Below are 24980 nucleotides of genomic sequence, written 5' to 3' on the forward strand. Positions count from 1 at the left end.
GCCTTAAAGGACACCGGCTTCGTTCTTGAGTTTTTCGACGAGCTCACCAACAGATCCGACTTTGATACCGGCTTCGCGTCCGGCAGGTTCCGTAGTTGTAACCACGGTCAGGCGCGGAGTGACGTCAACGCCATAGTCATCGGGCGACTTCTCATCGATAGGCTTTTTCTTTGCCTTCATGATGTTCGGCAATGACGCATAGCGTGGCTCGTTCAAACGCAGATCGGTCGTCACGATAGCCGGCAGTTTCAGCTTGACCGTCTGCAAACCACCGTCAACTTCGCGTGTCACGTTAACCGTGCCTTCGCCGAGATCGAGTTCGGAGGCAAAGGTTCCCTGGCTCCAGCCCAGAAGGGCCGCAAGCATCTGGCCGGTTTGATTGCAATCGTCATCAATGGCCTGTTTGCCGAGGATCACGAGTCCAGGCTCTTCGGCTTCAACAATACCCTTGAGGATTTTGGCAACTGCCAGAGGCTCTGTCGTTTCGTCGGTTTTAACCAGAATTCCCCGGTCTGCGCCCATTGCCAATCCTGTTCGCAAGGTCTCGGTCGCCTGCTGCGGTCCGACGGATACGACAACGACTTCGCTGGCTTTCCCGGCTTCCTTCAGACGAAGAGCCTCTTCGACAGAAATTTCATCAAACGGGTTCATGGACATCTTGACGTTGGCAAGATCGACGCCCGAACCATCCGCCTTGACGCGGACTTTAACGTTGTAGTCGATGACCCGTTTCACGGGTACGAGGATTTTCATTTGGTCTCAACCTCTTGCTGGGCCGGCTTTCACCGCACCGCATTATGCAGGCCAGTCCGCTCCGTTGACGTAGGGTCACAAACGGCGGAAACAAGCCAATCGTGGCGCATGGCGGGGGACGGTACTGACCAGCGAGGCAGCTGTCAATTGCGCTATTTGGTCTAAACGGGCAAATTGCCGGGCATAGAAAAACACGCGTCGCAATGATGATAGTTCAACGGTGCGAAACAGCAGCGAAATTCGTTCAAAAACACCACTTATCGCCCGCCGGACCCGTTGATGCACGAGGTCGGGACACGGTTGCCGTTCGCGGACACCAGGGGATTTTCATTCAGAAAATCAGATCCCTGAAGATCGGGGTGAAAAGTTATCGGAAATCGGCTCGGCAAATACAGTTGTCCAGGTTCCATTCGCGTCCCGGCATGCGGTTCCACGGATAGATAGATCGAGGCCGCCAAAGGTTGTTTCTCGAATGTACTGCCGGCACCAGTGCCCACTTTTGCTTCGATAAGTTTTGATCGGCGTCAGAATCTCACTCCAATTGCCTTCTTGCCCGACAAAAACCGGCTCACCGCTGACCTTGGTCTCCAGCGCCTCTTGAACGGATTGTGCAAGCAACATCCGTTCGGTTTCCATATGCGCGGCGAGCGACGCGACAGCATCATCCATACGGGATTGCATCCAGAAATTCGTGAAGGCGAACGTACCGGCAACGAGGATCAGCGCTGCGGCAACCTGGACAAGCGACCCCGTCCAGGATGTGAAACCCGGACGTGAAGAACCGACGCCCCGCTTTGCGAACTCCCGATCAATCAGACCTTGAAAACGTTCCATGCTTTCGTCCGGAATTGCCGAAGGCATCGCGTTCTGCAAAAAGAAATCATCCCGAGACACCAGACGAAGCAACTCTTCGCCTTTGGGAGATTGCCGAATGTCAGAAAGCAATTCGGCTCTGTCTTCGTCGCCAACTTCCCGATCGAGGATCTTGCCGATTTTCTCGACGAGGGCGATCTGTTCGCGCTTTTCTTCAAGTGTCACAACACACCTCCGGGCATGCTTTGCATAGCAATCTCTGGTGCGGAATCGTCCGTTTCCAGCCATTCTCGCAATTTTAATCTCGCTCGTGCAAGCCGGCTGGTAACCGTCCCGATTGGGACGCCAAGCTCAGCAGCAACGTCTTTGTAACTCTGGCCTTCAACGGCAATCTTCAAAAGAACTTCTCGATTGTCTTCATCCAATCTGCCGATAAAGTCCCTCACTTTCTGCAATTCAAGGCTACTGGCCGCCGCCTTCGCGCCGTCGTAACTCTCTTCAAAGTCAAGCATTGCCAGATCGAACAACCTGGCCCGGTTCGCAGAATCCCTCACGGAGTTGAAATAGTGATTCTGCAGGATCCGGAACATCCAACTGTCCAGGCGGGTTGCCGGGTCAAACTGGTCCAATGACCGTATTGCGCGCTCACACGTCGTCTGCACCAGATCGTCTGCCTGATCCGGATTTCGGCACAGCCGCAATGCAAAACTCCTCAGCTTGGGGAGCAGACGGATCATCTCCGTCTTCATATTATCTTCTGGCAAGAAGTTCTCCGCAAAACCGCTCTCGAGGTTACAACACGTGATGAAAACTTTTGATCCCGACTTTTTTTGGACATTCTTCGGGAAGAAAGAAGAACACTCACGTGTTATGGAGGAAAAGGCACGGAATCGCTCTCAATATTGTCCGCGCAAGAGAACCGCATAGAAACCTGATCCTATGAAACACACCCGCCAGAAAACATTGCCAGATTGCCTCTCTGCGATGTTCCGCGTGCTTCCGGGCATTGCGGCCTCGATGCTGGTATTCTCTGTCGCCTTTTTCAACCCCCTCTTCGATGTTAAAAACACCGATTCTGCTTTCGCTAAGTCGGGTGACGACAAGAGTAGCCGTAGTGACAAGAGCGATCGTGGCAGCGATCGCAACGACAAGGGCGGCGGCGGCAATAGCGGTGGTGGCGGCAATAGCGGTGGCGGTAAAAGCGACCGCTCAGACGATAGGAGCGAAAGCTCCGGCAATAGTGGGAATTCAGGTTCACAAAATTCTGCCTCACAAAAGCCAGGATCTGGAGGTCTGCTTAATCGCGTGTTTCGTGATGAGCGTTTCAATGGCAACAGCGAACAATCCGGTGGGTCGCTGTCGGAGCGCGAAGAACGCGAAGCGATACAAAACGGTTGGCAGTAGATCCAAGAGGCAGGATCGGCTTTGAAAATTTTGAATGCGGGGCTCCACACGAAGGGGCCTGTCTTTTTTTGCTTGTTACTTTCAGCAGCGGGCTGCAATTCAGGGGCCGTGTCCAATACACCTGACGTGACTACCCCAGCTGTCGGATTGCAGTCGTCCGACCGATCCCTCGCCCAACAGAACCTGCAAGCGGTCCTGGAAAGCTCTTTGTCCGGAAAATCGCAAAGCTGGCAGAATCCGCAAAGCGGCGCGCGCGGATCAGCAACTCCATTGAAGACATGGAAGACGACCGAGGGAACTTATTGCCGCTCGTACAAGGAAAGTATCCGACTGGCATCAGGAGAATCCATCGATCGTGATGGCGTTGCCTGCCGTTCATCGGATGCTGTTTGGCAGTCAACTTAAGGCGAACACCTCACGACAAGGCCTGGTCAAAAAGCTTGACTCCCTTGCGACGAAAAAACAGCACGAGGATGGCGCCGGCTATCAGACCGCCAACATGCGCAATCCAGGCCACCTCGCTCTCGGCCGCTGCCAGCACATTGTAAAACTGATAAAGCACCCAGGCACCGAGCAACCACATTGCAGACAGGCGTAAGGGGATGCGGCCGAGCACAAGGACCCACACCTTGACCCTGGGATGAAGCATCAGATAGGCGGCCACAACTCCGGACACTGCACCTGACGCCCCAATGAGTGGTACCTCGGAGTTGGCGTCCAGAGCCGCGTAGAGAAACCCCGAAAATGCCGCGCAAATCAGGTAGAACAGCAAGTACCGAAAATGACCCATGGCATCTTCGACATTGTCACCGAACACCCATAGGAACAGCATGTTTCCGACGAGGTGCATGATACCACCGTGCAGGAAGGCGTATGTCACGATGGACGTCCATTCCGGTAACAGCTGAAACTGAGGCGCCAGTTCGCGGATATCGAAAAGCACCACTGGGATCAATCCAAGTGAATAGGAAGCAGCAGCTACGGCTTCCTGTGCGCCGGCGCCCTGAAAAAACACGAATATCAGGACGTTAAGAGCAATAAGTGTGAGATTGACATAAGGGATTGGGACATGAATCCGCCGGTTGTGATCATAGACCGGAATGAACATGCCCCGATGCCTTTCGTTATGTGCGTCTTTTTCTATTAGCGATTTTGACCTGGAACCCAGAGAACATCCCGTTCTCCTTTATCGTTCAGGTACCGTGACGCTACGAAAAAATAGTCAGACAGGCGGTTCATATACCTGACCGCCGCGGGATTGATCTGCTCCACGGTCGAGAGTTCGACCATAAGCCGTTCCGCCCGACGCGATACTGTTCGAGCAAGATGAAGATGCGCCGACGCCGGGCTCCCGCCCGGCAGCACGAAGGAACGGAGAGGAGACAGATCCTTGTTCAGCTCGTCAATCGCGTCTTCGAGTGCTTTCACTTGCACATCGCTGATCCGCAAAGGTTCATAACCAAGATCCTGATCTGTCTCAGGAGTTGCCAGATCTGCACCCAGATCGAATAGATCGTTCTGGATACGGCCAAGAACGATATCAACCTCTTGAGCGCTATCTCCGGTATGCAGACGAATCAGGCCAACGACAGCATTGGTTTCATCTACCGTTCCGTATGACTCGATCCGCAAATCATTTTTCGGCCGGCGCTCGCCAGACCCAAGAGCCGTCGTACCGTCGTCACCCGTTTTTGTGTAGATCTTGTTTAAAACAACCATTTTGAATGCCCTTGGATGTTGCTTCTGCGGTCGTTTTCTAGCGACCGGACCCGAAGAAATAGAGCCCACCCATCACCAGGACAATCACCAGGAACTGCAAACCGACACGCCAACGCATCAGCATTTGCGAACGATTGGCGGGACCGTTTCGAAACATGTTCCAAAGTCCGGCAAACAGAACCAGGGCTACGGCCGCCATGCCAACGGGAATGAGTGCATTAATGACACCAGCCATCTTGTTAGTCCTCTTTCAGCGCGATGACCCGGCAACTCCGGACCCCACGTCGCGCACTATTCTTCATTGTCAGCAGCCCGAATGCAGAACCGGTCCAGCAGACCCGTAGGCAACACACGTTTTGCCACCGCCATGACTTTTGTCGGTATGGTGACATGATACCGCGCTTTGGGCCGGTTGGCCTCAACCGCATGAATCAATTTCTTTACCACCGCCTCAGGCGGCAGTTTGAATGGTCCCGGCTCACCTGCTTCCATACGGACCCGGCGTTTCTCGTAGGTGTTACGATGGACGGAGGCCTCGAGACCAGTTTCACCGATCCAAAGATCGAAATTCGCAAGGGCATTTTCCGTGAACCTTGTACCGATTGGCCCCGGCTCTATCAGGCTCACATGAATACCCGTTCCCATTAATTCCTGCCGCAACGTGTCTGTATACGCTTCCAGAGCGAATTTGCTGGCCGTATAAGCACCGCGATACTTCAGTGCGACAAAGCCAAGCACTGAAGAACACTGCACGATCCGACCGCCACCATTTGCGCGCATCGCAGGAATCAAACGCTTTGTCAGATCATGCCAACCTATGAAATTGGCCTCGAACAGCGCCCTCATCGCCTCCGTCGGGATGTCCTCGAGTGCCCCGGGCACAGCGTAGGCACCGTTGTTGAATACGGCATCCAGTTTATGGTCGGTCAGTTGCAGAACACTGTTGGCTGCCGTCTCGATGCTGTTCGGGTCTTCGTAGTCCAGACGCAGGGCTTCAAACCCTTCTTCGGCCAACCGGTCGACATCATCCTGACGCCGAGCTGTGGCGAAGACGCGCCAGTTCCGCCCACGCAGGATATGGGCCGACACGGCACCGATACCGGAAGAGCATCCGGTTATTAGGATCGACCGATGCCTCGGGAAACTCTCTGGATAGTCAATCATTCAAATAAAAACCCGGCGCCCAGCAGACCTTACCAGGCAATGTCCTATCAGATTGGCTCACCGGAAAGCAATTTGGGAACAGGTCCCGCAAACCCGGCTGCTTCCTTGATAAACTGTGTCTTGATGCCGGGCATGCGATCCACCAGGCCAAGTCCAAAATCCCGGAACGCCCGCAGAACGTCATTATCGTTGGAAAACAGGCGATTGAGAACGTCAGTCACGACGCCCATCTGGAATGTATCGAATCGGCGCCAACGCTGATAACGCTCAAGAATATCGAGACCACCGGGATCCTGCCCAAGACGGCGCGCATCGACGACCACTTCCGCAAGCGCGGCAACATCCTTGAACCCAAGGTTCAGACCTTGTCCCGCGATCGGGTGTATACCATGCGCAGCGTCCCCGATCAGCGCAAATCGCGGATTGACGAAGTCGCGCGCCAGTTTCAGTCCAAGCGGATAAGCGCGCCGCGGGCCATCAACTTCGAGTGTACCGAGGTGATGTCCGAAACGACGCTCAAGTTCGAGTTCGAATGTAAACTCATCAGATCGCACAAGTCTGTCGGCATCAGAGGTTTTTTCGGTCCAGACAAGCGATGACCTGTTACCGGGAAGCGGAAGGATGGCGAAGGGGCCAGCGGGGAGGAAGTGTTCTTCAGCCCGGCCGTTGTGAGGTCGCTCATGCTTGACGGTGGTGACAATACCCGATTGCCCGTAGTCCCAGTTCACCGTTCGGATACCTGCCAGGTCACGAAGCTTGGAGCGAACGCCATCGGCCGCGACGAGAAGCCGGCTTTTCAAAATGGTGCCGTCCGCCAGCTCAAGTTCGACATGATCCGGATGTGTTCGGAAGGTATCCGCCGTTCCTGGAGCAAAGAATTTCACACCCAGTTTCTTTGCAGCCTTGTAGAGCGCCGGCATCATCACGCCATTGGGCATCATGTGAGCAAAAGGCTCACCTTCTGTCGCTTCACCGTCGAAAGTTAGAAAAACCGGTCGAACCGCATCGCGTAATTTGCTGTCGGTGACGATCATTTCGTTGATTGGTTGCGATTCGGCTTCGATTTTCGGCCAGACGCCAAGTTGCGTCAGCATCCGGGATGCAGCAGCGGCGATTGCCGAGGCACGCGGGTCATTGTGCAACTGATCCATAGGTTTCGGGTCGACAATGGCGCAATTGATGCTCTCGTCGCCTTGCTTGAGTGCTACCGCCAGCGACAGGCCCACATACCCGCCACCCGCGATAACAACATCAAACATATCGGCAGCGCTTATACGTTTCGCCATTCAATTACTCCCCGCCCCGGTTTCCCCTAGGACATCTTGACTTTAACGTCAGGTCCCGTCCAAGACTGGACCTGAAAACTCGCCGAGGCCACTTTCAGGCCCACCTTTTCGGCACATTATGTAACAAGGATCGCGCCGATGAACACGGCCATTGACAACCTTTTGCAAATTCTCGACCTAGAAGCGCTCGAACGCAATCTGTTCCGTGGTCGCAGCCCTCAGGTCGGTTGGCAACGGGTTTTTGGCGGTCAGGTTATCGGCCAGGCTTTGGTCGCCGCATCACGAACTGTTGTCGAAGACCGGCATGTACATTCCCTGCATGGATATTTTCTGCGTCCTGGTGACCCGGAAGTCCCCATAATTTACGAAGTCGACAGAATTCGGGACGGCGGCAGTTTCACCACACGGCGTGTAGTTGCCATTCAGCACGGCGAAGCAATCTTTTCAATGGCAGCTTCCTTTCAGGTCCGCGAAGAGGGATTGGATCACCAAAGCGATATGCCGGACGTGCCAACGCCGGACGCCTTGCCGAGTGAGCAGGAACTCAAAGAGAAGTTCCTGTCTCTGGCACCTGAGAACATTCGCCGTTACTGGGAGCGGGAGCGTCCAATCGAGATGCGGCCGGTCGACATGACCCACTATTTCAGCAAGAAACCGCTGCCGCCGCAGCAATATGTCTGGGTTCGCGCCACCGGGCAGCTGCCGGATGATGAACGCATTCATCAGTGTGTTCTTGCCTACGCGTCCGACATGACCCTGTTGGACACATCCCTCTTTCCCCACGGCACTTCCGTCTTCAGCCCCAAAATTCAGGCGGCAAGCCTCGACCATGCCATGTGGTTCCATCGTCCTTTTCGCGCAGATGATTGGCTGCTTTATGCCACTGACAGCACTTCCTCGTCCGGTTCGCGAGGCATGAACCGCGGTTCTCTCTATACAAAAGAGGGTGTGTTAATTGCTTCAACGGCGCAGGAAGGTCTGATCAGGCTCCGCAATAAAGATTAAAGCTGTTGCCGCACCAATCACCGGATGGGGCTTGTGAAGCCTGACACTGAAAGCGGGTTATCGCTCAAAGCCTGGTGATCGGGGGTATCCGGAAGCAGCGCACCTGAAAAAGCCTCGAACATCTTGCGCACGAAACCCTCGGGCAGGTCTTTGGTAATAAAGACCATTCGGGTTCTATGGTCTTCATCCGGCCAGGCTTCGAGCGTTGCCGGCGGGTGAAAGACATGCTGAACACCATGGATAACAACCGGTCTTCCGTGATCTTCCGCTAGCTGGACGATGCCTTTGACGCGCAGGAGCTTCGGTCCATGAGCAGACCGCAGTAAATCCAGAAACATTTCAAGAGCTGAGGCCGGTACAGGCCGGTCGGTTGCCAACGTAAATGCACGGATGGATTCGCTGTGCCGGTTTACATCATGTGCATGGTCACGGCCGTGGCTATGGTCATGATGCGCATGGTCGTGATGATGGTGGTGATGCCCAGTGCCTTCGTATGCTTCCGCATTCAACCAGGCCGCCACATCCGGTATCTTGCTGTCCGGGTCGTAAAGGCCTGCATTGAACAAAGTGCCCGGTGTCGCGTCGCCTGATTGTGTATCCAGGCGCTTGGCGCCAGGGTTCAGCATTTCGATTTGCTGTAAAAGCTTTCCGAATTCCGCCCGTTCCGCCTCCGATTCGATCATGTCTGTCTTTGTAAAGACCAGGCGGTCCGCGACAGCGGCCTGTTTTCGGGCTTCTTCGTGGTTTTCAAGGGTCGACAGCCCGTTCACAGCGTCAATGAGCGTGATGACGCTGTCCAACCGATAACGCATGACCAGATAGGGATGAAGCATCACGGTGTGCAGGATCGGCGCGGGATCGGCAAGACCCGTGGTTTCGATCACCACTCGGCGCAGGCGCTCCGTACGGCCATTGTCGAGATGACGCAGCAGGTTCTCCAGTGTTGAAACCAGATCGCCTCGGATCGTGCAGCACAGGCAGCCGGACGAAAGTTCGACAATTCCCTCTCCAGCCTGGTCGACAAACAGGTGATCGAGACCGATCTCGCCAAATTCATTGATGATAACCGCAGTATCGGCCATGGCCGGATCGTTTAAAATCCGGTTCAGCAAGGTGGTCTTTCCCGAACCCAGGAAGCCGGTCAGGACAGAAAGCGGAATAGGGGGCTTGGGCCCTCTTTGAACAGGTCGGTCTATTGCTTCTTTGGCAGAAGTCATGAGGTCGAAATCTCCTGATCGTGCAACTGCCAGGCAGGCCGCAGTTCATGCGGCACCGCTAGCATTCTTTTCAGGAGTAGGTCAAAGGTGTTTGGACGTTTGCCTCCACGCGGCCAGGTTTAGCCGGCGTTCAGGACCGGTTCCTCGGTTTCAGCCGCTTCGGCTTCCTTGTCCGCGATGTCATCACCTGCTGAGAGATCCATTGGGGTCAGGTCCTGAACGAGATCCTCGTCATCGAACTCCGCATGATCTTGCTCATCCGCATCGACAACAGTCCGCACCGCTTCCGCCGCCTTGCGTAAGGTTGCGATGACTTCCTCAACCGAAACACCTTCTTCCAACTGGTTGGCGGAAAGTTCAGCGAGGCTGGCAAGCGCCTTGATTGTGGCGGTGGATCTCGGTTCAATCATCATGCGATCACTCGCTTCTTTGTTTCGGCATGTTCTATGCCCGGATGACCTGACGTGTCATGGCCTCCCTCGAGCAGGAATACACCGGCCCAAGAGAATGCTTACTACACTGTTAAGGAGTAGCGTAAATAAAGGGTTAACCGGGTTTTCCGTATTTCTTCACAAAGGCTTAGTTCTACGACTGGCCAAGCAGCTATTGCCTGCGCGGGCTGGGAGCCGGTACTGGAACCGAAAAATCAAGGCCTTTCCGAAAGATTGACCCTGGTGCGGCTGGAGATGAATCGCCACCGGCGACTTGCTCTGTTTGCGGGATTGCGCCCACGGCACTTGCTTCCGCAGTCTGCTGCAACTTTGCACGGATTTGCATTTCGGCACGGCGCATCGGATTGGCGACAGGCGTTGGAACGTCCTCCGCAGGCGCCAAGACCTCAAGCGCCGATGTTGTTGCACCTGCCGCTGGTTGTCCGCTCGGATTGCCCAGGCTTACTTGCAGAGGTTTGTAAGCAAGACGACGCGGACCAAGGGTTCGATCAAGGATCTTTGCCCAGTCAGGCTTGCCGTTCGATTTGGTGTAACCGCTCGCATCGACGTTTTTTTCTTTGGTCTTGTCTGCCTTGAAGAAAAGGAAACCACCCCGCTTTTCGCTCTGCATGTCGAAGCGGGCCATATATCCGTTCGGGCCCGGGCTCTTGTTTCGCCGGCAATACCCGTTTGCAGGCGGATTTCCGGAAGACCCGGTCAGGCTGCTGACATTCTGGCCACCCCGTTTGCGAAATCCATTGTCGAAAAGCTGCCGGGCGAATGCTGTCCGCTCAAGGCCGGAACCAGCCCCCAGAATGATTGCAATCAGTGTCCGGCCCTTTCGGGAGACGCTTGCAGCAACGTTGTAACCCGAATTGCAGATGTAGCCAGTCTTCATGCCGTTTGCTCCGGGAACTCGCAGCAGAAACTCCCGATTGGCCGAACGGAGCGTCTTCTTGCCGAAGCGAATACCAGGATATTTGTAGAAATCCCGCGATTCCGGGAAGTCCCTTCGAAGCGCCATTGCCAGAATGGCCATGTCCCGCGCTGTTGTCACCTGTCCGTTGTCCGGCAGACCGTGAGGATTGGTGAAACGGGTGTTGGTCATGCCAAGACGCCTGGCTTCGGCATTCATGGCCGCAATAAAGGCGGCTTCCGAACCCGAAATTGCCTCGCCCAGCGCAACGGCAACATCGTTTGCCGACTTGATAAGAATAATCTTGAGCGCGGTATCAACGGTGAAACGCGTTCCAACCTTGAAACCCATCTTGCTGGGAGGCTCAGAAAGAGAATTCTTCGACTGGACCACCGCGGAGTTCAGCGTCGCACGGCCTTCGCGGATCGCCTTGAAGGTCACATACGCCGTCATCATTTTCGTCAGGGAAGCTGGGTACCACTTGCGCGTCGCGTTTTTCTGGTCGACCACCGCACCCGATTTCGCATCGACGAGAATGAACGCACCGATGTCGGCCTTGGCATCGCCGGGAACCAGGCAGAAAAACAATACGGCAAACGTTACGACCGCGGATGTCAGGCGGCCGGCCAGGCTTGCAATCACGGGAATCCCTCGCATGTCATCCTGTAAAACAGGGAAACGCACAAACTGCAATCTCAGTCTAAGGTACATAGCCTAACGACTGTTGAACTCTAAAAAACCGGAACATGTCCGTTAGGGCAACCCCTTCCTTGCCACCGTCCCGCGCCAAAACTTTTGTCAGTTGCCGTTTTTTTAGGCATCTCCCTCTGCAAAATCGCCCTAACCTTTGAAACAATTGGGCGTTTGCCCTTCGCAGTCCATCACGGCAAGAGCCCAACAACTTTGGCCCGGGTCTTGCTAAGATTACCAAGGGCATCTTGCCTATTGCTTCCCGGAGGAAGCTGGGAACAAGGTGGCGATCGGACGTCGGACAACAATAAACCGGGAAGCCTGGGAGGCACGCAACTTCATGTATGATGCTGGCATAGCATCACAATCGGCTGCGTCCACGCGCGCAATGCAGCGCGTGAATGGCCGTGCGCGCGCCGGTTTCCGCGTTTCTGGCGGCTCGACCCGCCTCGCCGACCTCTATCAAAGCGGCTCCGCGAAGATCAGATTGCCAAAAGTCTATGATGAACCGACAACAGCTGTCCTCATCAACACCGCCGGCGGCTTGACCGGAGGGGATCGGCTGTCTCTTGAATTCGCTCTTGATGACGGCGCACACGCGATTGTGACCAGTCAGGCGGCCGAACGCGCCTACCGCAGCCAGACGGGTACGGCAAAAGTAGCCGCGAAGTTTCAAGTCGGTGCACGTGCAACACTCGAATGGCTGCCGCAGGAAACAATCCTCTTTGACGCATCGAACCTGAGCCGCACGATCGAAGCCGAGCTGGCGGAAGAGGCAAGTTTGCTCATGCTTGAATCGGTCATTCTCGGGCGCAAGGCCATGGGCGAAAAGGTCAGGTCCGTGTTCTTCAGGGACAGCTGGCGCATTCGGCGGGGTGGAAGACTGGTTTTCGCCGATGAGGTGCGCCTGGAAGGTGATCCGTATGATTTTCTGTCCGGACCGGCAACGGCTTCTGGCAATCTCTGTGTTGCGACCCTTTTGGACTGTTCACCACAAGCAGAAGACCGCCTGAGCCTTGCAAGGTCTTTACTTGATGCCCTGCCAGCGGACCGCGTCCGGGCGGCCGCCAGCGCATGGAACGGCCAGCTGATCGCACGGTTGACGGCTGCAGACGGACAGGACCTTCGCACCGCACTGATGAGTTTTTTGACCGGATACCGCTCGGCATCGCTGCCGCGGGTCTGGCATTGTTGACAATAAGGAGCCTTCTTCATGAACCTGACGCCCCGCGAAAAAGACAAGTTGCTGATCTCCATGGCAGCCATGGTCGCGCGCCGCCGTCTGGAGCGTGGCGTGAAACTGAACCATCCGGAAGCGATAGCGCTCATCACCGATTTCGTCGTTGAAGGGGCGCGGGATGGCCGCTCTGTTGCCGACCTGATGGCGGCAGGGGCCACGGTACTGACCCGCGAGCAGGTCATGGAAGGCATCCCCGAGATGATCCATGATGTCCAGGTGGAAGCCACCTTTCCCGACGGCACCAAACTGGTCACCGTTCACGAACCGATCCGCTGACCTGACTTGAGGACAAAGACATGATCCCCGGAGAACTTTTTCCCGCCGAGGGCGAGATAGAACTCAATGCCGGTCTGGAGACCGCAACACTGGACGTTGCCAATACTGGCGACCGCCCTGTTCAGGTTGGCAGCCACTATCATTTCTTCGAAACGAATGAAGGCCTTTCATTCGATCGCGAAAAGGCACGTGGTATGCGCCTCGATATTCCGGCCGGCACAGCTGTGCGCTTTGAGCCGGGTCAGACAAGGACGGTCACGCTGGTTGCCTACCGGGGTGCAAGGACCGTTTACGGCTTCAATCAGAAGGTCATGGGCGAGCTTTAGCGCCAGGAGACAAGCATGTTTCGGTTGTTATGTGGATTGATCCTCTCGGCGGTGTTTGTCTCACCCGCGCTGACCGAAGAAAAGGTCGATTGCAACAATGCCATGACCCAGATGGAAATGACCTCTTGCGCCAATTTGGATTGGCAAAAGGCAGATGCGGAACTGAACCCGGCCTACAAAGCAGCGATGGCGAAAATGCGCGAAACCGATGGGTTTCTGCCCGAGGGACAGAAAGGTGCGGTCGAAGCGCTTCGCAAGGCCCAGCGTGCTTGGATCCCGTACCGGGACAACGCGTGCGAGGCCTACGGATTTCAGGCAAGAGGCGGGACCATGGAACCAATGCTGGTATATGGCTGCCGCGCAAAGCTGACCGCGCAACGCACCAAGGAGCTTGAAGAGTTGACGGGAGGACTGGGCAATTGACCCGTAATTCGCGCTTCATCTTCCTGATACTCGGCATCGTTTGCGTGTCCTCGATCAACGCTCCTGCTGCACAGGCGCAAGAAACCATCGATTGCGGGTATCCGCTTAACAACAGCGAGCGAACTTATTGCGCGGACAAGGCGTTGAAAGATGCAGAGGCAAAAATGGCATCTGCATACGTCAAACTCCACGCGAAAGTGGTCGAAATGGATGACGCACTCCCGGAACATCTGAAAGGCAGCCCGGCAGCGCTGGAGGAAGCACAGGCGGCATGGTCGGACTATTCCGACAAGGACTGCAAGGCTTACGCCTTTCCGTTTATGGGCGGGACGCGCGGGCAGGAACTCTACCGGAACTGCAAGATCGTTCTCACGATGACACGCACGGAAGATCTGACTGCAACACTCGATGACTACGGCAATTAAACGAAACGATTTCTGATCGCTGATTGGAGACATTATGGCTTACAAGATGCCCCGCGCCGCATATGCGGACATGTTCGGACCTACTACCGGCGACAGGCTTCGCCTTGCCGACACGGATCTGGTGATCGAGGTCGAAAAAGACTTCACTACCTATGGCGAAGAGGTGAAATTCGGTGGTGGCAAGGTCATTCGCGATGGCATGGGCCAATCACAGGCGCCACGCAGTGCCGGAGCTGTCGACACCGTAATCACAAACGTCCTGATTGTTGATCACTGGGGTATTGTCAAGGCGGATGTCGGCCTGAAAGACGGACGGATCATCGGCATCGGCAAGGCCGGCAATCCGGATGTACAGCCCGGTGTCGACATTGTCGTCGGCCCCGGCACGGAAGCCATCGCCGGTGAAGGCAGGATCCTGACAGCCGGAGCGCTCGACGTCCATATTCACTTCATCTGCCCGCAACAGATTGATGAAGCGCTGATGTCCGGCGTAACAACCATGCTTGGTGGCGGGACCGGGCCGGCAACAGGCACAAATGCCACAACATGCACACCTGGCCCATGGCATATCACCCGCATGCTGCAATCGGCCGACAGCTTTCCGATGAACCTGGCATTTGCCGGGAAAGGCAATGCGTCACTACCGGCAGCGCTTGAGGAACAGATTTTGGCGGGAGCCTCGGCGCTGAAACTGCACGAGGACTGGGGCACGACTCCGGCAGCCATCGATACCTGCCTTTCAGTTGCTGATGAATACGACGTCCAGGTGATGATCCACACCGACACCTTGAACGAAAGTGGCTTTGTTGAAAACACGACAGCCGCCTTCAAGAACCGGACCATTCACGCCTTTCATACAGAAGGTGCCGGCGGCGGCCACGCGCCCGACATCATAAAGGTCTGCGGCGAAACAAATGTTCTGCCTTCTTCCACCAACCCGACGCGGCCTTACACGGTCAACACGCTGGAAGAACATCTCGACATGTTGATGGTCTGCCACCATCTCGACAATTCCATTCCGGAAGATGTTGCCTTTGCAGAAAGCAGAATTCGAAAGGAAACGATCGCCGCCGAAGACATCCTTCACGATATGGGTGCGTTTTCGATCATCGCTTCCGACAGCCAGGCTATGGGACGGGTCGGCGAGGTGATTATCCGCACGCTCCAGACAGCTCACAAGATGAAGGTACAACGTGGGCGTCTTTCAGATGAGACCGGCGAAAACGACAATTTCCGGGTCAAACGTTACATGTCCAAGATCACGATCAACCCGGCAATTGCTCACGGTCTTGATGAGCATATCGGCTCTGTCGAAGTCGGCAAACTCGCCGATCTTGTCTTGTGGGATCCGAAGTTCTTCGGCGTAAAGCCTGACATGGTATTGAAACTCGGCACCATCGCTGCGGCCCCCATGGGCGATCCGAACGCATCGATCCCGACACCTCAACCGGTTCATTACCGGCCAATGTTCGGCGCCTTCGGCAAAGCCATGACCGAAAGCCGTGTAACCTTCGTCTCTCAGGCTGCCTATGAGACTGGCGTCAAGGACAAGGCCGAGCTCTCAAGCCTGGTTTTGCCGGTCAAGAACACCAGAGGTGGCATATCGAAGAAATCCATGGTGCTCAACGATGCGACGCCGGAAGTCGAGGTGCATCCGGAAACCTACGAGGTGCGCGCGGATGGTGAGCTGCTCACCTGTGAGCCGGCGGACGTCCTGCCGATGGCTCAGCGGTATTTCCTGTTCTAGTTTCAAATCGGCATTCGTCATGAAACTCCTGCCAACGACACGACCCCGGATCTTTGAAGATTATCCAACCCTTGCGATTGCTCTGAAGAACTGGCAGCACGAGACCTACCGACTGGAGGATCTGACGTATGAGGCCGGTGAGGAGGTCTTTCTCAACCTTGATGACGAGGAACCGACAGTGCTGAGCGAAAGCAAAGCACGGGAACTCAATCGTGAGGCCGAGGAGGAACTCGCCAATCTGAAGGACCCCTTTGAAGATGACATTCCCTTGTCATCCCCATTGACCACGTTGATTGTGGATCAAAGCGCGCCATCGTTTGAGGATTTCACAAAGCAGATTGGAAAGGCATGCTCCTTGCTGGCAAAAGAGTTGGATTGGTCGGAATTTGCGATCATCTCTGATTGCCGGAGATCCATACTGTCGCAGGAAAACGATCATCCGCCTGTTCAAGCTGCGCAGGAAAAACTGGCGGGGTTCGGCCTCACCGCAGAAACACCGAACGGCCTGGTCGTCGACAGGCAGGGACTTGAGGCAATCGTTGGAGATCTCTTCTGGATTGCGCGTTGCAATGCATCCGCACCCTATACTCTTGTCTCCGCCAAGGGGTCCTCAACGGTTGCGACGCTTTGCAAATACGGAAATTTTCATTTCGACTTCTATACAGAAGAAGCAGAAAGAGCGTTTGAAAAGGCTGTCCCACCCTCAGGCTTGTCAATTGTAGCCGATGGCATGTGCTATGAGCGTTTTACAAGTGACGGATCAATATCAGGCAGAGCGCTGGACCTCTGAGGAGCCTCAAATGCCCTGTCGTCGACCCTCAAGAAGCGGATGGGCGAACAGCACCGAGTTCGGGAGTTGAAACAAGAATGTACAAAGTCATCGGTTTTCCGCGCACCCGTGCCATGCGGGTCATGTGGCTGCTGGAAGAGCTGGGCGAACCATACGAGATTGATCCGGCACTTCCGCAGTCTGAACCTGTACGAGAAGTCAATATCAGCGGCAAAGTACCGGTCTTGATCGATGGCGAAGCCACCATCACGGACTCAATTGCGATCTGCACCTATCTGGCAGACAAGCATGGACAGTTCACATTTCCCGCAGGCTCTCTAGAGCGCGCCAGACAGGATGGTTTCACGCAATTCGCTGTCGACGTTTTGGAAGGCGCTCTTTGGACAGCAGCAAAGAACTCCTTCATCTTGCCTGAGGATATTCGGGTGCCGCAGATCAAGCCCGTCTGCAAGTTCGAATTCAAGCAAGGCTTGAAAACCTTTGAGAAGATGCTGGCCGGCGGGCCATATGTCATGGGTGAGACATTCACAATCGCCGATATCATTATTGGGCATTGTTCCGGCTGGGCCATATCAGCCAATTTCGAACTGCCGATGGAGGGGCCGGTCTTCGACTATTTCAAGCTCTTGCGGGCCCGGCCGGGTTTCAAGGCTATGAAACAAAAGGTAGACGCCGCACAATGATCAGGATCGCCCAAATTCATCCTCACGGAAACTGGCAGGGCAGGGCCACCGATCAGGTAACGCTCGACAGAGAAGACCGGCATCGCCGTCGGGCCGTTCTGACATGCGACCATGGACTGACTGTGCTCCTGGACGAGCCGACGGCCATTCACCTTCGTCACGGTGACGGACTGGAACTCGAAGATGGCCGCTTCGTCGAGGTCTTGGCCGAACCCGAAGACCTGGTGGAAATTGAGGCGGCGAACGCCGCGCATCTTGTCAAGATCGCATGGCACCTCGGCAACCGTCACCTGCCGACCCAACTCCTGGACGATCGTGTCAGGATCCGGCGGGATCATGTGATCGAAGACATGGTTTTGAAGCTTGGTGGCAAGCTGACCCCCGTTGCGGCACCTTTTGATCCGGAAGGCGGGGCCTACGGCCATGGGCAAACCCACAGCCATGATCACGGGCCCGGTCATGAGCACCACCATCACGCCCACAAACACGCACATGACTGAAGCCGTTACGCTTCCTGCGCTCTATCGCCTACTGGCCTTCCTTTCTCCGAGCTTTCCGGTCGGTGCGTTTACCTACAGTCACGGTCTTGAACAGGTGATTGAAGACGGAACGGTCAAAACTGCAGAGGATCTATTGAGCTGGCTTGAGGATGTCTTGCGCCATGGTGCCGGGCGTAGCGACGCAATACTGCTGAAGAAAAGCTATGAGGCGGCCCTGATGGGCGATGACAGCACTCTGACTGAACTGCAGGACCTCGCTCTCGCATTGCAGCCTTCCAAGGAGCGCCATCTGGAAACCAGCGCACAAGGTACGGCGTTCTTGGTGGCCGTACGACAGAGTTGGCGCCCTGACGGCAGGTCGCCGGCCGCCGACCTTTTCAATCAGCGGGCCGAAGACTCAAACCAAAGCTGGCCTTATCCGGTTGCGCTTGGTCTCGCCGCCGCCGCTCACGAGATCCCTGACGAAGCGGCTCTGGTGGCGTATCTTCATGCTTTTGCGGGCAATATTGTCTCGGCAGCCATACGCGCGGTGCCACTCGGTCAAAGCAACGGACAATCCGTCCTGGCATCACTCGAGCCGACAGTTTTCGCGGTCGCGGCAATGGCCAACTCAGCGAGCCTGGAAGACATCGGGTCCTCCACGTTTCTGGCAGATATCGCCTCTATGGCCCATGAAACCCAATATTCGAGGTTGTTTCGTTCATGACATCCCAAAATGGCCCTCTTCGCGTGGGTATCGGCGGCCCGGTCGGTGCTGGCAAGACCACGCTGACCGACCGCCTTTGCAAGGCCATGCGCGATGACTTTTCAGTCGCTGTCATCACCAATGACATTTACACAAGCGAAGATGCCGAAGCGCTGATGCGCAGCCAGGCTCTGACCAGCGACCGCATTCGCGGGGTGGAAACCGGCGGGTGCCCGCACACGGCAATCCGGGAAGATGCCTCAATCAATCTGGCTGCCGTCCACGACCTGAACCGGTCGATCCCGGATCTCGATCTGATCCTGATCGAATCGGGTGGCGACAATCTCGCAGCTACGTTTTCGCCGGAGCTGGCAGATCTGACGCTTTATGTCATCGACGTCGCTGCAGGTGAGGAAATTCCTCGCAAGGGCGGGCCGGGAATCACCCGCTCGGATCTGTTGATCATCAACAAGACCGACCTGGCGCCGCATGTCGGCGCTGATCTTGGCGTTATGGACCGAGATGCGGCCAAAATGCGCAAACAGCGCCCGTTTGTATTTGCAAACATGAAAGCAGGCGACGGAGTTGACGCAGTGGTAAGGTTTCTCATCGATAAGGGAGGCCTGAGCGCGTAAGGACCAGCCCTCAATCCAAGGCAACGTTTTTCATGGATTCCGTCAGACAAAGCACCTGCGCACAAAACAATGCGCTTTGGTGCGACTCGGTTCTGAAGGCCGCTGGCGCCAACTCCCGTTTTCAGACGGGGTTTTGGTCTGCAGAAGACAAGGTTCTCCCGCTTTATCCGAATGTCGTAACACTTACAAAGAAACCGGGTGCAGAGCTCTATGGTGTTTTGAAGGCCCTGCCGTCCGGGGCCTCGGTCAAGGACAGTTTCGATGCACTTGATCTTTCGGCACTTGGATTTCAAAAACTTTTCTCAGCTACATGGCTGTTTCGGTCTGATCATGCCAATCGAAAACCCCCGGCATCTTCAGATTGGTTGAAAATCAATCATCTGCAGGCTTTCAAAAAATGGCTCCAGAACTGGAACAGCAACAAAGCATTGCACAAAGTGCTGCCTGCCAGGCTTATGGACGTCCCGGCAGTCGAATTTGCAGCCATCCAGAAAGACGGAGAGTTCCGAGCCGGCGCGGTTTTCAACTCCGGACCTAAGCTGGAAGGCCGCGAAGTTATCGGATTGTCGAACATATTCTGCCGCCGAAGCTGGCTTTACAGCGCACTTCACGATCTTCTGGCACCCTTTCCCCATAAATCCGTGTGTACCTACGAGCAAGATGAGACTGTTTTGCCCGTCTATCGTCAGCTCGGATTTGAAGAGTGCGGCCGCCTGCGCGTTTGGACAAAAATCTGACCCCTTCAAGCGAAAACTGCAGCTTGATCTTTGCCGCAATACCGACCACGCTGTCGTGAAAAATAGGGAGGGTCGCCAATGATGTTCGATGGCATTAACCTGGTTGCGGTTGCAGCAGCGGCAGTTGCATCCTTTATCTTCGGGTCTGTCTGGTATGGTTTGCTCGGCAAGGCGTGGATGAAGGCGGCCAGCCTGACCGAGGCACAGACAAAACCGGATCCGGTTACCTTGGGACTGACCTTTTTTTGTCAGCTCGTCATGGCGTTCGTTTTTGCCGGCATCATCTATCACACCGGCTCAACCGACGTCCGAGCGGGCATCATATCTGCCCTCATGGTCTGGGTCGGGATCGTGATGACCACGCAGATCATCAATCATCGCTTTCAGGGGAAACCCTGGAGCCTCACTCTGATTGACGGCGGCCACTGGCTCGGCGTCTTCCTTGTTCAGGGCATCGTACTCGGTCTGTTGAGCTGACGACTACGTAATTCCTCGCATGTTTTGAACGCATTAGACCAAGGAATCGGAGACTAAAGCACTAAACCTTGGTTCTGGACTTGGTGAGGGCCGTACGCATAATGGCCCCGGAAAATAGGTCATCGGTTGGGCATGAGGATACCCGGCTGCCGGCCCGACAGTTGTTTGTGGGAGGTTCTCGTATGTCTGACTCAGTTTTTCCCGTTCCTGCGGAAGTTGCCGCCCGGGCGCATGTCGACAATACCAAATATCTGGAAATGTATCAGCGCTCTGTGGACGATCCGGACGGGTTCTGGGGCGAGCACGGCAAACGGGTCGACTGGATCAAGCCGTATACCAAGGTCAAGAACACGTCTTATGACTACCACAACGTGTCGATCAAATGGTTCGAAGACGGCACTTTGAACGTTTCAGCCAATTGCATAGACCGGCATCTGGAAACGCGTGGCGACCAGCCGGCAATCATCTGGGAGGGCGATGACCCGAGCGAATCCAAGGTCATCACCTATAAGGAGCTGCACAAGGAAGTGAACCGGTTCGCCAACGTCCTGCATGGGCAGGGTGTCAAAAAGGGTGACCGTGTTACTATCTACCTCCCGATGATCCCGGAAGCGGCCTATGCCATGCTGGCCTGTGCGCGTATCGGCGCCGTTCACTCCATTGTCTTCGGTGGTTTTTCCCCGGACAGCCTTGCTCAGCGGATTGAAGGCTGCAAGTCAGACTGTGTGATTACGGCAGACGAAGGCCTGCGCGGCGGTCGCAAAGTTCCACTCAAGGCCAATGTCGACAAAGCAGCCGAAAAAGCTCCTGTCAAAAGCGTTGTTGTTGTCAGACGCACCGGCGGTGATATCACGATGCAGGGCGGGCGCGACGTTTGGTACCATGAAGAGGCTGCCCGAGTTTCCGATCACTGCGAACCGGTGGAAATGAACGCTGAAGATCCGCTGTTCATCCTTTACACCTCCGGGTCAACGGGACAGCCGAAAGGCGTGCTGCACACCACAGGCGGTTACCTCGTTTATGCGTCCATGACCCATGAATACGTCTTCGACTACCACGAAGGCGATATCTACTGGTGTACGGCTGATGTCGGTTGGGTCACGGGACACAGCTATATCGTCTACGGACCGCTCGCGAATGGTGCCACCACGCTGATGTTCGAAGGGGTCCCGACCTATCCCGGACCAGGCCGGTTCTGGGAAGTCTGCGACAAACACAACGTCAACATCTTCTACACCGCACCGACGGCCATCCGTGCGCTGATGGGCGCCGGGGACGAGCACGTCACCAATACGTCCCGCAAATCCCTGCGTTTGCTTGGGTCCGTTGGCGAACCGATCAACCCCGAAGCCTGGAACTGGTATTATGATGTCGTCGGCGAAAAGCGCTGTCCGATCGTCGACACCTGGTGGCAGACGGAAACAGGCGGCATTCTGATCACCCCATTGCCGGGCGCGACGGATCTGAAACCTGGCTCCGCAACACGTCCGTTCTTCGGTGTGCAGCCTGCCGTTGTCGACGCGGAAGGCAAGTTCCTGGAGGGGGCAACGGAAGGCAACCTCGTGATCAAGGACAGCTGGCCTGGCCAGATGCGAACGGTTTATGGCGATCATGACCGCTTCGTACAGACCTATTTCGCGACCTATAAAGGCCTATACTTCACAGGCGATGGATGCCGGCGGGATGAAGACGGCTATTACTGGATTACGGGCCGTGTTGATGACGTCATCAATGTTTCCGGCCACCGGATGGGCACGGCCGAGGTCGAAAGCGCGCTCGTGGCCCACCCGATGGTGTCCGAAGCAGCGGTGGTCGGCTACCCGCACGATATCAAGGGTCAGGGCATCTATGCCTATGTCACCTTGATGGAGGGCGAGGAGCCTACCGACGAACTGAAAAAGGAACTCGTCAAGCATGTGCGCGCCGAAATCGGCCCGATCGCGTCGCCGGACCTGATCCAGTTCTCGCCCGGCCTGCCCAAGACCCGCTCCGGCAAGATCATGCGCCGTATCCTGCGCAAGATTGCGGAAGACAGCTTTGACAATCTCGGCGACACGTCAACTTTGGCAGATCCCACGGTGGTCGACGACCTGATCGACAATCGCCAAAACCGAGCTTGATCTGACGGGCCCAGACCAGACACAAAAAGCCCGCCATTTCGGCGGGCTTTTCAGTTTCTTACAGCTGTTTATCTTGAAATATAGATTTGCTGAATTTTCTTGGCGATGTTTGCGAATGCCTGTATCAGGTCACTCGATGAACTAGCCTGGTAGTAGTTGCCTGTGTCAGCACAAGCCTTCATTACTTTGGCGCCATTTGAATTTCCGTTTGTTCCAAAATAAACGCCAAACATTTCGATTTCTTCGTCTCTCATTGCATCACAAAGAGATCTTGCGCGTACCGACGACTCGCCGTCGTAACCCCACTCTGACCTTTCAAGCCAATAATTCCGCTCTTTACCGCTTTTCTTTGCTTTGCAGGTACCGGTGTATTCACCATCCTTCTTCAATTCCTCACATTCATTGTAAGTCATTTTGACTTTCTCATAGTGAGTGTTGAAATCACCGTCTGTCATAATAAGCGCAAACTTGAGGACATCATCATCAGTGTAAGCTGCACCTACGGACTCAGAAGGCCACAAGTCACTCCAATTTGGAGAGAGTGTATACCAACCCCATCCAATGCCCGTATGGCCAGCCGTGTAGCCATCCGTTTCCAAATCGCCGATTGCCTTTAACAATTTCGACCTGTCATCCGTTAGGGGAAGGATTTCTGAGTCCGAACAATCCTCTGCACGATATGTGCCGGACCCGTCGCCAATTGCCGTCTTGGAATAACTAGCGTCCGTATATTGCTGTTTACCTGTGCGTTCGGTTGCGCACCGACTGCTGAATTTTTTTGTTGCCGTTTCAGCGTAGTCCCCGAGATTGACGCCAACGCTATAGGGCACAATCGAAATTTTGACTTTCCCGTCCTTGGTATCGTCTGGGATCAAAATGTTTACGACGGCTTCGGCCGCATCCTTAAGGTCTTCAATTTCTCCTGACATCGAGCCTGTCACGTCCACAACGAGCGTTAACTCAACATCGAATTTTGAATAGGTAACCTGTGAGCTTGTGCCGAACACAAAGGATTCCGGTCCAAGGCTGTCGTCAATCAGATTTCCCATATCCAGAAAGTAGTTATCGATGGTCGCATTGGACGTAACGGTGACAAGGCCATTTTCCGGATCGACCGTGTAGTCAAGATTGTCGATCGCTTCGTCCAGGAAATGCGCGTCGGCCAAGTTGGCTCGAAAGGAATCTTCGAGCGCGGCTTTGATCTCATCGTCTGACATTACAGAAGTGGACAAATCGGCGGCGACGGACAAGGCAGCCGCGTCAAGTGCATAGGACAACTTTTCCCGCGCATTCACCGTGCGTGAAATATCGACTGATGCACCGATGATGACAATCAAAAACACCGCACAAATCGCAAAGATCGGCAACACCGATCCCTCAGTAGAATTTTTTAAGCGGCGAACATGTTGTCCGAAAGATCTATTGAGTTGAAAACGCATGACTGCCTCATTGTTTCGAGAGACAGTACTACAAAAAAGTACCTAATTTCTTAAACTGTCATTGTAGCAATTATGAATAAACAGTTAACACTATTAGAAAAATCTTAGACAATACAAAGTCGATACTGGCAAACAGACCCAAAGCCTCACGGCTCCAGTTCAGTATCCCAATACAGAAAATCGAGCCAGCTATCGTGCAGATAGTTGGGCGGGAATCCGCGGCCATTGTTGTGCAGGTCCTGGATAGTCGGCTGAAACGGCATGTGCATTGGCCACATGTTTAGCTGTTCGCACGACTTGTTGGATTTGCGCAAATTGCAGGGGGAGCAAGCGGTAATGACATTGTCCCAGGTCGTCAGGCCACCCTTTGAGCGAGGAATCAGGTGGTCGAATGTCAGCTCTTCCTTGGAGCTGCAATACTGACACTGGAATTTGTCGCGGAGGAAGACGTTGAAGCGGGTAAAGGCGGGATATCGGCTGGGTTTTACAAAAGTCTTGAGCGAGACAACGCTGGGCAATCGAAATTCAAAGCTCGGACTTCGAACCGCCGCATCATATTCTGCAACGATGTTCACCCGATCCAGAAAAACAGCCTTGACGGTGTCCTGCCAACTCCACAGGGACAAAGGGTAGTAGCTCAGGGGCCGGTAGTCCGCATTAAGTACCAACGCCGGATGGGCTCCCTGGGAAACCGCTATCGTCACTCTCCGCTCCTTATCGTTCAGAGCGGCTTTCCCTTGATCGGGAAAGATCGCTCCAACTCTTAAAGTCCGATCAGCCAGCATTCCTGCGTCAGCGCAGGAAACCAAGATGATCGCGCCGGAATGTTCTTCGTCCGGACAATCGGACAGCGGAACATGTCCTTATGTGACGGGAGTATTGTAGTGCCGAGGTGACAGTCTTGTGAAGCCCGCCTTTTTCAATTCTGGTCACAGTTGTTGAAAGGTGTTTTCCGTCAAAGGATTTTTCGTAAATCTATGAATCATTTGCGCAAAAGCCACGCCAGCTGCGTCACTGTGACAGATCTACGTTTAAAATGAAAAAGGACGCCCGGAGGCGCCCTTGATTTGCTTTATCTC

30 protein-coding genes are annotated in these 24980 nt (G+C 55.0%); 17 read left to right on the forward strand and 13 right to left on the reverse strand.

The features are described 5' to 3' along the window. Positions 1–3 precede the first annotated feature (3 nt). The 3 genes from Q0835_RS20515 to Q0835_RS20525 form a co-directional block, all read right to left on the reverse strand. The gene (locus tag Q0835_RS20515) at positions 4–753 is read right to left on the reverse strand and encodes an electron transfer flavoprotein subunit beta/FixA family protein (protein WP_298816817.1); all 750 of its coding nucleotides are present in this window, start codon (positions 751–753) and stop codon (positions 4–6) included. A 339-nt stretch (positions 754–1092) separates the two neighbouring features. Further along, positions 1093–1791 carry a hypothetical protein gene (locus Q0835_RS20520; protein WP_298963985.1) on the reverse strand — a complete coding sequence of 233 codons (699 nt, stop codon included), beginning with the start codon at positions 1789–1791 and terminating at the stop codon, positions 1093–1095. Continuing rightward, positions 1788–2303, reverse strand: a complete 516-nt coding sequence (locus Q0835_RS20525; protein ID WP_298816809.1) for an RNA polymerase sigma factor — start codon at positions 2301–2303, stop codon at positions 1788–1790. The genes Q0835_RS20520 and Q0835_RS20525 overlap by 4 nt, the downstream gene beginning before the upstream one ends. 202 nt (positions 2304–2505) lie before the next feature. Between Q0835_RS20525 and Q0835_RS20530 the strand changes: the two genes are divergently transcribed. Both Q0835_RS20530 and Q0835_RS30390 read left to right on the forward strand, forming a co-directional pair. Next, a complete protein-coding gene (locus Q0835_RS20530; protein ID WP_298816807.1) occupies positions 2506–2970 on the forward strand; it encodes a hypothetical protein in 465 nt (154 codons plus the stop codon). Positions 2971–3096: 126 nt separating this feature from the next. Further along, entirely contained in the window at positions 3097–3375 is a 279-nt protein-coding gene (locus Q0835_RS30390; protein ID WP_366142387.1) for an RT0821/Lpp0805 family surface protein, read from the forward strand. A 10-nt stretch (positions 3376–3385) separates the two neighbouring features. Here the strand turns inward: Q0835_RS30390 and Q0835_RS20535 are convergent, their stop codons facing one another. The 5 genes from Q0835_RS20535 to Q0835_RS20555 are packed head-to-tail and all read right to left on the reverse strand — an operon-like array spanning position 3386 to position 7139. After that, positions 3386–4078, reverse strand: a complete 693-nt coding sequence (locus Q0835_RS20535; protein WP_298816804.1) for a rhomboid family intramembrane serine protease — start codon at positions 4076–4078, stop codon at positions 3386–3388. 35 nt (positions 4079–4113) lie between these two features. After that, positions 4114–4689 (reverse strand): cob(I)yrinic acid a,c-diamide adenosyltransferase, encoded by a 576-nt coding sequence (locus tag Q0835_RS20540; RefSeq protein WP_298816801.1) that lies wholly within the window; start codon positions 4687–4689, stop codon positions 4114–4116. Between the two features lie 37 nt (positions 4690–4726). After that, positions 4727–4924 (reverse strand): twin transmembrane helix small protein, encoded by a 198-nt coding sequence (locus Q0835_RS20545; protein ID WP_298816799.1) that lies wholly within the window; start codon positions 4922–4924, stop codon positions 4727–4729. Between the two features lie 56 nt (positions 4925–4980). Further along, entirely contained in the window at positions 4981–5853 is an 873-nt protein-coding gene (locus Q0835_RS20550) for an SDR family oxidoreductase (protein ID WP_298816797.1), read from the reverse strand. A gap of 47 nt (positions 5854–5900) precedes the next feature. Beyond that, the gene (locus Q0835_RS20555) at positions 5901–7139 is read right to left on the reverse strand and encodes a ubiquinone biosynthesis hydroxylase (protein ID WP_298963986.1); all 1239 of its coding nucleotides are present in this window, start codon (positions 7137–7139) and stop codon (positions 5901–5903) included. A 138-nt stretch (positions 7140–7277) separates the two neighbouring features. Here Q0835_RS20555 and tesB point away from each other — a divergent pair, with 138 nt between their 5' ends. Then, complete coding sequence (gene tesB / locus Q0835_RS20560) at positions 7278–8144, forward strand: acyl-CoA thioesterase II (RefSeq protein WP_298963988.1); 867 nt, start codon at positions 7278–7280, stop codon at positions 8142–8144. A 17-nt stretch (positions 8145–8161) separates the two neighbouring features. Here tesB and Q0835_RS20565 read toward each other — a convergent pair whose 3' ends face one another. From Q0835_RS20565 to Q0835_RS20575, 3 genes are all read right to left on the reverse strand, one after another. Beyond that, the gene (locus tag Q0835_RS20565; protein ID WP_298963989.1) at positions 8162–9361 is read right to left on the reverse strand and encodes a GTP-binding protein; all 1200 of its coding nucleotides are present in this window, start codon (positions 9359–9361) and stop codon (positions 8162–8164) included. A gap of 119 nt (positions 9362–9480) precedes the next feature. Continuing rightward, positions 9481–9774: a hypothetical protein gene (locus tag Q0835_RS20570; RefSeq protein ID WP_298816789.1), complete on the reverse strand. Its 294-nt coding sequence runs from the start codon at positions 9772–9774 to the stop codon at positions 9481–9483. 190 nt (positions 9775–9964) lie between these two features. Further along, on the reverse strand, positions 9965–11365 hold the full coding sequence (locus tag Q0835_RS20575) for a D-alanyl-D-alanine carboxypeptidase family protein (RefSeq protein ID WP_298963990.1): 1401 nt from the start codon (positions 11363–11365) through the stop codon (positions 9965–9967). A 316-nt stretch (positions 11366–11681) separates the two neighbouring features. Here Q0835_RS20575 and Q0835_RS20580 point away from each other — a divergent pair, with 316 nt between their 5' ends. The 14 genes from Q0835_RS20580 to acs all read left to right on the forward strand — a co-directional run bounded on the left by Q0835_RS20580 (position 11682) and on the right by acs (position 22462). After that, positions 11682–12593, forward strand: coding sequence for an urease accessory protein UreD (locus tag Q0835_RS20580; protein ID WP_298963991.1), 912 nt, complete (start codon positions 11682–11684; stop codon positions 12591–12593). A gap of 18 nt (positions 12594–12611) precedes the next feature. Beyond that, positions 12612–12914, forward strand: coding sequence for an urease subunit gamma (locus tag Q0835_RS20585; protein WP_298963993.1), 303 nt, complete (start codon positions 12612–12614; stop codon positions 12912–12914). A 20-nt stretch (positions 12915–12934) separates the two neighbouring features. Beyond that, on the forward strand, positions 12935–13240 hold the full coding sequence (locus Q0835_RS20590) for an urease subunit beta (protein WP_298816780.1): 306 nt from the start codon (positions 12935–12937) through the stop codon (positions 13238–13240). A gap of 15 nt (positions 13241–13255) precedes the next feature. Continuing rightward, positions 13256–13663, forward strand: coding sequence for a lysozyme inhibitor LprI family protein (locus Q0835_RS20595; RefSeq protein ID WP_298963994.1), 408 nt, complete (start codon positions 13256–13258; stop codon positions 13661–13663). After that, positions 13660–14088: a lysozyme inhibitor LprI family protein gene (locus tag Q0835_RS20600; RefSeq protein ID WP_298816776.1), complete on the forward strand. Its 429-nt coding sequence runs from the start codon at positions 13660–13662 to the stop codon at positions 14086–14088. The genes Q0835_RS20595 and Q0835_RS20600 overlap by 4 nt, the downstream gene beginning before the upstream one ends. Before the next feature lie 34 nt (positions 14089–14122). Next, complete coding sequence (gene ureC, locus Q0835_RS20605) at positions 14123–15835, forward strand: urease subunit alpha (protein WP_298963995.1); 1713 nt, start codon at positions 14123–14125, stop codon at positions 15833–15835. A 19-nt stretch (positions 15836–15854) separates the two neighbouring features. Next, the gene (locus Q0835_RS20610) at positions 15855–16625 is read left to right on the forward strand and encodes a hypothetical protein (RefSeq protein WP_298963996.1); all 771 of its coding nucleotides are present in this window, start codon (positions 15855–15857) and stop codon (positions 16623–16625) included. A gap of 77 nt (positions 16626–16702) precedes the next feature. Continuing rightward, complete coding sequence (locus Q0835_RS20615; RefSeq protein WP_298963997.1) at positions 16703–17308, forward strand: glutathione S-transferase family protein; 606 nt, start codon at positions 16703–16705, stop codon at positions 17306–17308. Further along, on the forward strand, positions 17305–17808 hold the full coding sequence (locus Q0835_RS20620) for an urease accessory protein UreE (protein WP_298963998.1): 504 nt from the start codon (positions 17305–17307) through the stop codon (positions 17806–17808). Before Q0835_RS20615 ends, Q0835_RS20620 begins: the two co-directional genes overlap by 4 nt. Beyond that, complete coding sequence (locus Q0835_RS20625) at positions 17732–18514, forward strand: urease accessory protein UreF (protein ID WP_366142384.1); 783 nt, start codon at positions 17732–17734, stop codon at positions 18512–18514. The genes Q0835_RS20620 and Q0835_RS20625 overlap by 77 nt, the downstream gene beginning before the upstream one ends. Further along, positions 18511–19128, forward strand: coding sequence for an urease accessory protein UreG (gene ureG / locus Q0835_RS20630; RefSeq protein WP_298816766.1), 618 nt, complete (start codon positions 18511–18513; stop codon positions 19126–19128). Before Q0835_RS20625 ends, ureG begins: the two co-directional genes overlap by 4 nt. 32 nt (positions 19129–19160) lie before the next feature. Further along, positions 19161–19865 carry a hypothetical protein gene (locus tag Q0835_RS20635; protein ID WP_298963999.1) on the forward strand — a complete coding sequence of 235 codons (705 nt, stop codon included), beginning with the start codon at positions 19161–19163 and terminating at the stop codon, positions 19863–19865. Between the two features lie 78 nt (positions 19866–19943). Beyond that, complete coding sequence (locus Q0835_RS20640) at positions 19944–20342, forward strand: DUF1761 domain-containing protein (RefSeq protein ID WP_298964000.1); 399 nt, start codon at positions 19944–19946, stop codon at positions 20340–20342. Positions 20343–20524: 182 nt separating this feature from the next. After that, the gene (acs, locus tag Q0835_RS20645; protein ID WP_298964001.1) at positions 20525–22462 is read left to right on the forward strand and encodes an acetate--CoA ligase; all 1938 of its coding nucleotides are present in this window, start codon (positions 20525–20527) and stop codon (positions 22460–22462) included. Between the two features lie 68 nt (positions 22463–22530). Here acs and Q0835_RS20650 read toward each other — a convergent pair whose 3' ends face one another. Continuing rightward, positions 22531–23832, reverse strand: coding sequence for a pilus assembly protein (locus tag Q0835_RS20650; protein WP_298964002.1), 1302 nt, complete (start codon positions 23830–23832; stop codon positions 22531–22533). Positions 23833–24047: 215 nt separating this feature from the next. Beyond that, positions 24048–24605: an HNH endonuclease gene (locus tag Q0835_RS20655; RefSeq protein WP_298816752.1), complete on the reverse strand. Its 558-nt coding sequence runs from the start codon at positions 24603–24605 to the stop codon at positions 24048–24050. Positions 24606–24980: the final 375 nt, after the last annotated feature.

Source organism: uncultured Roseibium sp. (assembly GCF_947499295.1).
Taxonomy (GTDB): Bacteria; Pseudomonadota; Alphaproteobacteria; order Rhizobiales; family Stappiaceae; genus Roseibium.

What these genes read in the sequence shown, in the direction of transcription:
- Q0835_RS20515 (WP_298816817.1), bottom strand. Translation starts at nt 753, where the DNA reads ATGAAAATCCTCGTACCCGTGAAACGGGTCATCGACTACAACGTTAAA.
- Q0835_RS20525 (WP_298816809.1), bottom strand. Translation starts at nt 2,303, where the DNA reads ATGATCCGTCTGCTCCCCAAGCTGAGGAGTTTTGCATTGCGGCTGTGC.
- Q0835_RS20530 (WP_298816807.1), top strand. Translation starts at nt 2,506, where the DNA reads ATGAAACACACCCGCCAGAAAACATTGCCAGATTGCCTCTCTGCGATG.
- Q0835_RS20535 (WP_298816804.1), bottom strand. Translation starts at nt 4,078, where the DNA reads ATGTTCATTCCGGTCTATGATCACAACCGGCGGATTCATGTCCCAATC.
- Q0835_RS20540 (WP_298816801.1), bottom strand. Translation starts at nt 4,689, where the DNA reads ATGGTTGTTTTAAACAAGATCTACACAAAAACGGGTGACGACGGTACG.
- Q0835_RS20545 (WP_298816799.1), bottom strand. Translation starts at nt 4,924, where the DNA reads ATGGCTGGTGTCATTAATGCACTCATTCCCGTTGGCATGGCGGCCGTA.
- Q0835_RS20550 (WP_298816797.1), bottom strand. Translation starts at nt 5,853, where the DNA reads ATGATTGACTATCCAGAGAGTTTCCCGAGGCATCGGTCGATCCTAATA.
- Q0835_RS20555 (WP_298963986.1), bottom strand. Translation starts at nt 7,139, where the DNA reads ATGGCGAAACGTATAAGCGCTGCCGATATGTTTGATGTTGTTATCGCG.
- tesB (WP_298963988.1), top strand. Translation starts at nt 7,278, where the DNA reads ATGAACACGGCCATTGACAACCTTTTGCAAATTCTCGACCTAGAAGCG.
- Q0835_RS20565 (WP_298963989.1), bottom strand. Translation starts at nt 9,361, where the DNA reads ATGACTTCTGCCAAAGAAGCAATAGACCGACCTGTTCAAAGAGGGCCC.
- Q0835_RS20570 (WP_298816789.1), bottom strand. Translation starts at nt 9,774, where the DNA reads ATGATGATTGAACCGAGATCCACCGCCACAATCAAGGCGCTTGCCAGC.
- Q0835_RS20575 (WP_298963990.1), bottom strand. Translation starts at nt 11,365, where the DNA reads ATGCGAGGGATTCCCGTGATTGCAAGCCTGGCCGGCCGCCTGACATCC.
- Q0835_RS20585 (WP_298963993.1), top strand. Translation starts at nt 12,612, where the DNA reads ATGAACCTGACGCCCCGCGAAAAAGACAAGTTGCTGATCTCCATGGCA.
- Q0835_RS20590 (WP_298816780.1), top strand. Translation starts at nt 12,935, where the DNA reads ATGATCCCCGGAGAACTTTTTCCCGCCGAGGGCGAGATAGAACTCAAT.
- Q0835_RS20595 (WP_298963994.1), top strand. Translation starts at nt 13,256, where the DNA reads ATGTTTCGGTTGTTATGTGGATTGATCCTCTCGGCGGTGTTTGTCTCA.
- ureC (WP_298963995.1), top strand. Translation starts at nt 14,123, where the DNA reads ATGGCTTACAAGATGCCCCGCGCCGCATATGCGGACATGTTCGGACCT.
- Q0835_RS20610 (WP_298963996.1), top strand. Translation starts at nt 15,855, where the DNA reads ATGAAACTCCTGCCAACGACACGACCCCGGATCTTTGAAGATTATCCA.
- Q0835_RS20615 (WP_298963997.1), top strand. Translation starts at nt 16,703, where the DNA reads ATGTACAAAGTCATCGGTTTTCCGCGCACCCGTGCCATGCGGGTCATG.
- Q0835_RS20620 (WP_298963998.1), top strand. Translation starts at nt 17,305, where the DNA reads ATGATCAGGATCGCCCAAATTCATCCTCACGGAAACTGGCAGGGCAGG.
- Q0835_RS20625 (WP_366142384.1), top strand. Translation starts at nt 17,732, where the DNA reads ATGGGCAAACCCACAGCCATGATCACGGGCCCGGTCATGAGCACCACC.
- ureG (WP_298816766.1), top strand. Translation starts at nt 18,511, where the DNA reads ATGACATCCCAAAATGGCCCTCTTCGCGTGGGTATCGGCGGCCCGGTC.
- Q0835_RS20635 (WP_298963999.1), top strand. Translation starts at nt 19,161, where the DNA reads ATGGATTCCGTCAGACAAAGCACCTGCGCACAAAACAATGCGCTTTGG.
- Q0835_RS20640 (WP_298964000.1), top strand. Translation starts at nt 19,944, where the DNA reads ATGATGTTCGATGGCATTAACCTGGTTGCGGTTGCAGCAGCGGCAGTT.
- acs (WP_298964001.1), top strand. Translation starts at nt 20,525, where the DNA reads ATGTCTGACTCAGTTTTTCCCGTTCCTGCGGAAGTTGCCGCCCGGGCG.